General features: G+C 72.3%; 6 protein-coding genes. 1 reads left to right on the top strand and 5 read right to left on the bottom strand.

Going from position 1 to position 6,511, the window contains the following annotated elements; translation table 11 throughout:
• Positions 1–32: 32 nt before the first annotated feature.
• Complete coding sequence (locus RB146_13895; protein ID MDQ7830056.1) at positions 33–1,316, bottom strand: amidase; 1,284 nt, start codon at positions 1,314–1,316, stop codon at positions 33–35.
• A 111-nt stretch (positions 1,317–1,427) separates the two neighbouring features.
• Between RB146_13895 and RB146_13900 the strand changes: the two genes are divergently transcribed.
• Positions 1,428–2,594, top strand: a complete 1,167-nt coding sequence (locus tag RB146_13900) for an ATP-dependent DNA ligase (protein MDQ7830057.1) — start codon at positions 1,428–1,430, stop codon at positions 2,592–2,594.
• Here RB146_13900 and ligD read toward each other — a convergent pair.
• The 4 genes from ligD to RB146_13920 all read right to left on the bottom strand — a co-directional run bounded on the left by ligD (position 2,480) and on the right by RB146_13920 (position 6,135).
• Entirely contained in the window at positions 2,480–3,853 is a 1,374-nt protein-coding gene (gene ligD / locus RB146_13905) for a non-homologous end-joining DNA ligase (protein ID MDQ7830058.1), read from the bottom strand. The genes RB146_13900 and ligD overlap by 115 nt on opposite strands.
• 62 nt (positions 3,854–3,915) lie before the next feature.
• Positions 3,916–4,317, bottom strand: a complete 402-nt coding sequence (locus tag RB146_13910) for an ATP-binding protein (GenBank protein MDQ7830059.1) — start codon at positions 4,315–4,317, stop codon at positions 3,916–3,918.
• A 164-nt stretch (positions 4,318–4,481) separates the two neighbouring features.
• Positions 4,482–5,768, bottom strand: a complete 1,287-nt coding sequence (locus RB146_13915) for a helix-turn-helix transcriptional regulator (protein ID MDQ7830060.1) — start codon at positions 5,766–5,768, stop codon at positions 4,482–4,484.
• 181 nt (positions 5,769–5,949) lie between these two features.
• Positions 5,950–6,135, bottom strand: a complete 186-nt coding sequence (locus tag RB146_13920) for a hypothetical protein (protein MDQ7830061.1) — start codon at positions 6,133–6,135, stop codon at positions 5,950–5,952.
• Positions 6,136–6,511 lie beyond the last annotated feature (376 nt).

Raw genomic sequence — 6,511 nt, forward strand, 5'->3', positions numbered from 1 at the left:
TCGGTTTCATCGCAGATGCCGAGGTCCGCTCCCTATCCCAGAATGCATTCGAGGACCCTTGCTGCGGCCAGGAGGCGGGCGTCGTCCCCGACCCGTCCCACGAGTTGGACCCCTACCGGCAGCCCGGCCGGACTCCACCACGCGGGGACGGTGACGCAGGGGACGTGGAGGAGGGTCCAGGTCCGGTTGAAGACGGGGTCTCCTGTGGCCTCCAGTCCCGCCGGCGCTTCCCCGGGGGCGGCGGGGACGAGCAGCGCGTCGTAGTCGCCGAAGAGGCGGTGGAGCGCGGCGCGGGCGCGGGCGGCGTGGGCCAGGGCCCGGTCGTAGGTCTCGGGGGCGATGGCCAATCCGCGCTGCAGCAGCTCCCGCAGCCGCGGTGACAGCTGCGCCTCGTGCTGCGTGCGCTCGTAGGCCAGGGCGCGAGCCATCTCGTAGGCCATGATGTCGGCCTGGGCGTCCACCAGCCCGTCCTGCTCGGGGAGGGGCTCGACCTCGCCCACCACCGCCCCGGCCCGCCTGAGCGCCTCCACGGCGGTCTCGATGGCCGCCTGCGTCCCCGGCTGCGCGTGCGCCCACTCCGGCGTCCGGCACAGGGCGATGCGCGGACGCGGCGGCCGTGCCTCCTCGGGGAGACGAAGCGCGGGGCGGCCGGCCAGCACCGCGGCCAGGAGCGCCGCGTCCGGCACGTCGCGGGCGAAGACGCCGACCGTGTCGAGGGTCTCGGCGAGCAGCTTCACGCCCGCGCGCGGGATCCACCCGTAGGTGGGCTTGTAGCCCACGCACCCGCAGAAGGAGGCCGGACGGATGACCGACCCCGCCGTCTGCGTCCCCAGGGCCAGCGGCACCATCCGGTCGGCCACCGCCGCGGCCGAGCCGCTCGACGACCCGCCGGGCGTGTGCCCGGGATGGTGAGGGTTCCTGGTCGGGCCGGGGGTGAAGGCGGCGAACTCGGTGGTGACCGTCTTGCCCGGCACCACCGCACCCGCCCCGCGCAGCAGCGCCACGCAGGCCGCATCCGCGGCCGGCCGGTGGCCCTCGTAGATCGGCGACCCGTACGCCGTGGGCATGTCAGCGGTGTCGAAGACGTCCTTCACGCCGACCGGGACGCCGTGCAGCGGTCCCGAGGCCCGCGACCGGTCGCGGGCGCGCGCCTGGGCAAGGGCGTGGTCCGGGTCGAGGAACGCCCACGCCCGGACGGTGGCCTCGCGCGCTTCGATCCGCTCCAGGCAGGCGCGCACCAGGGCCTCGGCGGTGAGGGTGCCCTCGGCGATCCGCCGGGCGGCCTCCCGCGCGCTCAGGAGGGTGAGGTCGGTCATGACAGGCCGGCCGCAGGGCCGGGACGCAGCGACGGGTCGCGAGACGTCCGCATGGTCCTATGGTACGTGACGACCGGAGATCGTTCCGTCCCCGCAGGGTAGGATGGAAGTGTGCGCCTCCCCTTCCAGCCCCCGCTCAAGCCCATGCTCTCCGCGCCCGCCGAGGCCCTGCCCGAAGGCGAGGGGTGGCAGTTCGAGCCGAAGTGGGACGGTTTCCGCACCCTGGTCTGGCGCGACGGCGAGCAGCTCCTGCTGCAGAGCCGCGACGAGCGGCCGATGAACCGCTACTTTCCGGAATTGCTGGCGCCGCTGGCCGCGGCGCTGCCGGAGCGGGCCGTGGTGGACGGCGAGATCGTCATCGTCGGCCCGGACGGCCTCGACTTCGACGCGCTGCTGCTGCGCATCCACCCGGCCGCCTCCCGCGTGGCCCTGCTGGCGGCACAGACCCCGGCGTCCTACGTGGCCTGGGACCTCCTGGCCGTGGACGACGAGGACCTGCGGGCCGTGCCGCTGCGCGTCCGGCGCGGGCGGCTCGAGCAGGTGCTGGCGGCAGCACGCCCGCCCGTGCACCTCTCGCCGGCCACGCGCGACCGGCCCGTGGCCGAGGACTGGTTCCGGCGCTTCGAGGGGGCCGGCCTGGACGGGGTGATGGCCAAGCGGCTGGACGAACCCTACCGGCCGGGCCTGCGCACGACGGTCAAGGTCAAGCACCGCCGCACCGCCGACTGCGTCGTCGCCGGCTTCCGCTGGCACAAAGGCGCGGTGGGGACGATGGTCGGCTCGCTGCTCCTGGGCCTGTACGACGACCAGGGGAGGCTGCACCACGTCGGCGTCGCCGGGGCGTTCCCCACGGCGATGCGCCGCCAGCTCGTCGCCGACTTGGCCCCGCTGCGGGAGCGCGCGCTCGACGGCCACCCCTGGCGGGGCTGGGCGGAAGCGCAGGCCGACGCGGCCGCGCGGGGCCAGCGCCTGCCAGGCGCGACGACCCGGTGGAACCGCGGCAAGGATCTGAGCTGGGAGCCCCTGCGTGCCGAACGCGTCTGCGAGGTCGCCTACGACCACCTGCAGGGCGACCGCTTCCGCCACGCCACGCAGTTCCTGCGCTGGCGGCCGGACAAGCGGCCCGGGGAGTGTACCTACGACCAGCTGGAGGTGGCGCCGCCCTACGAGCTGCGGCGCATCTTCGGGCTGGGGGCGCCATCGGCACGGTCAGCGGCCGGGCGCCGGCGGGCCGGCGGGCGGCGCCAGGGGTCGTCGTCGGGGTCAGGCGGCTCGTGAGGCGGGCGCGCCTCTGCCGGCACGTGCCGGAGGTTCACGCGGATGCGCGTCCACGTGCTGGACCGTCCGCGCATCGCGTCGACGAGGACGTCCTCCGGCCGGAGCCGCGCGGCCGCCTGCGGGTGGCGGGCCTTCCAGCGCTCCAGGCCGGCCAGCGCCTCCTCCAGGTGCTCCGCCTGCGCCACGGTGACGAGGGGGTACCTGGGCCGGCGCCGGCCCGGCTGGACCGCCGGCTGTCCCGCTGGCGCCCCCGACGCGGCCTTCCGGCGCGACGGTGCCACCCTGGGCGGCTCGCCGGCCTGCTTGCGGTAGTGCGGGGGCCAGGGCGCGTCTCCCAGACCGGCCGCCTCCTGCTCGGCCGAGAGGGCCAGCAGCCCGTCGAGGGAGCCGATCGCGGCGTCGATGCCGGCGGCCGGGTCGCCCCGCCCGGCCAGCCGGGCCGGGGCGGTCGCCAGCGTGAAGGCCGCCGGGTCGCAGCCGGGGACCTCGTCCCAGTCGAGCGGCATCGAGACCCGCGCGTCCGGCGTCGGCCGTACCGACCAGGCCGAAGCCACGGTGCGGTCCTTCGCGTTCTGGTTGTAGTCGATGAAGACCCCGTGCCGCTCCTCCTTCCACCACTTGCTGGTGGCGTCCGCGGGGACGCGGCGCTCCACCTCGCGCGCCAGGGCCAGCGCCGCGCGGCGGACCTGGTCGAAGGTCCAGCGGCGGGCGATGCGCACGTTCACGTGCATGCCGCGCCCGCCCGAGGTCTTCGGCCAGCCCCGCAGCCCGTAGGCCTCCAGCACCTCCCGGACCACCAGCGCGACCCGCCGCACCGTCTCCCAGGGGACGCCCGGGCCGGGGTCGAGGTCCAATCGCAGCTCGTCGGGGTGCTCCAGGTCGTCCGCGCGCACCGGGTGCGGGTTCAGGTCGATGCACCCCAGGTTGACGACCCAGAGCAGCTGCGCGGCGTCCCGCACGACGATCTCCCGGGCGGTCCGGCCGGAGGGGAAGCGCAGCTCCACGGTCTCGATCCAGTCGGGGTGCGTGCTCGGGGCGCGCTTCTGGAAGAACGGCTCTCCGGCGACCCCGTGCACGTAGCGCTTCAGGACGAGGGGCCGCCCGGCGATCCCGCGCAGCGCGGCCGCGGCGACGGTCAGGTAATAGCGGGCCAGGTCGAGCTTGGTGTAGCCGGGCCCGGGGAAGAAGACCTTGGTCGGGTTGGTGATGACGACCTCGTGCCCGGCGGTCTCCAGCACGGCCTGGACAGCCTTCCCCATGAGGCCAGTCTGGCGAAGGCGGCCTCCGACGGCAAGGCGCTGTCCATCCCCGCCGCGGCTGCTCAGGGACGGAGGCGTTTGGTCATGCGGAGGCGGGTGCCGCCCTCGGGCCCGACGCGGGAGATCTCGGTGCGGTCCATGAGCTGGCCAATGAGGTAGAGCCCGCGACGGCGCACCGCCCCGGTGTTCACGGCCACCGGCACCCGCTCCGGCAGGGGGGTGACCACCCGTCCGCTGTCGTGCACGCTGATCGTCAGGTCGGTCCCATCGTAGGTGAGGAGGATCTCGAGGGGGCCGACGCCGTCCTGGTAGGCGTGGACGCGCGCGTTGGCCAGCGCTTCGCCCACCGCCACTTCGACCTGGGCGGCCGTGTCCTCAGGGGCGGCCAGGGTCCGGACGACCGATGCCACCATCTTTCGGGCGACCCGCAGGGCTTCGAGGTCGGTCTGGAGCGACAGGCTCATCTGCCAGGGCATCGGGAGGATGTCCTCTGGATTCGACGTGTGCAGTCAGCGAACGGTGGAATGCCGCACCTCAGCCCCGCCGATGACCTTTTACCCGCTTGGCCAACTCCGGCGCGCCCGCTCCTGCCGTGAGGAGTACCGGGGCGACGGCCCGCGGAGCCGGCTCAGCCGTGGAGGCTGGACACCTCGATGCCGGGAAGGTCCTCGAGGGGGGGCAGCGTACGGGCCTCCTCCGTGGCCTCCAGGGCATGCGCCAGTTCCAAACTGGTCTGCTCGGCGCGTGCCGTCATGCTGTGCTCTTTGAACGTGGCGAGCGCCTGGCGCAGGAGCGAGAGGCCCGCCGCCCGATCGCCGCGGGCCAGCACCACGCGGGCGAGGACGAAGGTCGCCTCGGCGACTTCAACGGGATCTCCTACCTCTCTGGCGATCGCCGCCGCCTGGTTGGCAAAGTGTTCCGCTTCCTGCGGATTCCCCAGGGTCACGTGAATCCGCCCGATTTCGGTGAGGATCTTGGCCCGGACCGGCTTCATCTTGAGGCGGTCCGTCACCCGCAAGGCATGATGCAGGTGCTTCAGGGCCTCGACGTAGCGTCCGGTGTCGTAGAAAAGATGCGCAAAATTCTCCAGGACACGGACCAGTTCCTGCAGTTCTTCCGCGGCCTCGAACGCCCGGCGCGCCTCCGCGAGGGCGGCCTCGGCTTCCGTAAAGGCCTTGGCCTTGCGGTACACCAGTCCAAGGCCCCAGTACGCCCGCCCCCGAAGGACTGGATTATGGCGGGCGACGTGGGATCGGGCGGCTTCCCGGTACCGCCGCCGTGCGCCGCGCAGGTTCCCCTGGTAGAAGAGCGCCGTGCCGAGCGCGATGAGGGCCTCGATCCTGGCGGGATCGCGGCCGGCACGCGCCTTCCGAAGGAGCCGCAAGGCTTCGGCCAGCGTGCGGGAGGCGTCGTCGAAACGACGCTGGCGGACGCGGATGCGGCCTTCGAGGAGGAGGGCACGCCCCAGTCGCCAGTGGTCGTGTGCGTCTTCAGCCAGCTTGCGGACCCGTTGCGCCGTCCAGAGCGCCTCGTCAAAGCGGCGCAGCTCTACCTCGATGGCCCCTGTCATGAGGAGGGCTTCACGCGTGCCCTCGTCGATGCCGTAGGTCTGGGCGACGTAGCGGACGGCCTGGAGGAGCTGATCCGCCCGGACGAAGTCCCGTTGCCGCAACGCGTCCTCCGCCAGCGCGAGCAGAGCCGTGGTCGCAGCGTGAGCGGGTAGCCGGTCACCGCCCAGCAGAGCGTCCACCGAGGTTCCCAGTCGGAAGGCGATCGCCTGGAGTGTCTCGAGCGACGGTTTGACGACGCCCTTCTCGATGAGGCTGATATACCCCTTTGAAACATCGTTGCCCGCGAGGTCCGCCTGTGTGAGGCCCCGCGATTGGCGAAGCTGCCTGATGCGTTGGCCGAGCACGTCAAAGCCTCCCCGAATCACGCCTGAAGTTTACCAGGGGAAAGAACTTCGTCCCTGGAAACCCAAATTCCTATACCCGATTGAGAGCGTTGTCAGGCGAGGATTGAGGGAAAAGCTGGGGAGGCGGGGGGGGCGGGGGCGCTTCGGTCCGGTCGTGAACTTCTGTCCTCTCAGGGGCTCGCTAGTCGCTGTCGGGCGGGTCGTCTCCGTTGAGGCAGATCGAGACGTTGTCAGGGTTGTGAACCGGAAGGCAGGCGCGGTCGCTGTCCGGCGGATCGTCCCCTGCCAGCGCTGGAGTCACCAGAGCGATGGCACCTGAAACCAGCAGGCAAAGAACCAGAGCCAGGGCAATGATGGCTTTGCGCATGTTTCCCCTCCTTTATGGAGTTGTGTGTGGGATGCAGGCGGCGCCCCCGCGTCCTCCCCAGATTAAGGGAATTCGGCAAGGAAGTCATGTATTCCTAGAAATCCTCACCGCCTACCCTGATGGATCAAAAGTCCACGAGCACTTGACTAGTCAATCCAAGCTGAGCATCCAACCGCCTCCCTTGCCCGGCCTGTGGGTCAAGGAGGCCGCCAGGCGCGTCGGCTACCCGAGGCGGATGTCCGCGCGCTCGGCCACGCCTACGCCGTCCTCTGCCGCCGAAGCCTGCTGAGCGACGGCGCGGGCGGGAGGTCACCCCTGGGAGGGGATCCCTGACGGTCACCGGCCGGTGCGGGCGGTTGCAGGGCCTCGTCGGGGG

Source organism: Armatimonadota bacterium, assembly GCA_031081585.1.
Taxonomy (GTDB): domain Bacteria; phylum Sysuimicrobiota; class Sysuimicrobiia; order Sysuimicrobiales; family Humicultoraceae; genus Geohabitans; species Geohabitans tengchongensis.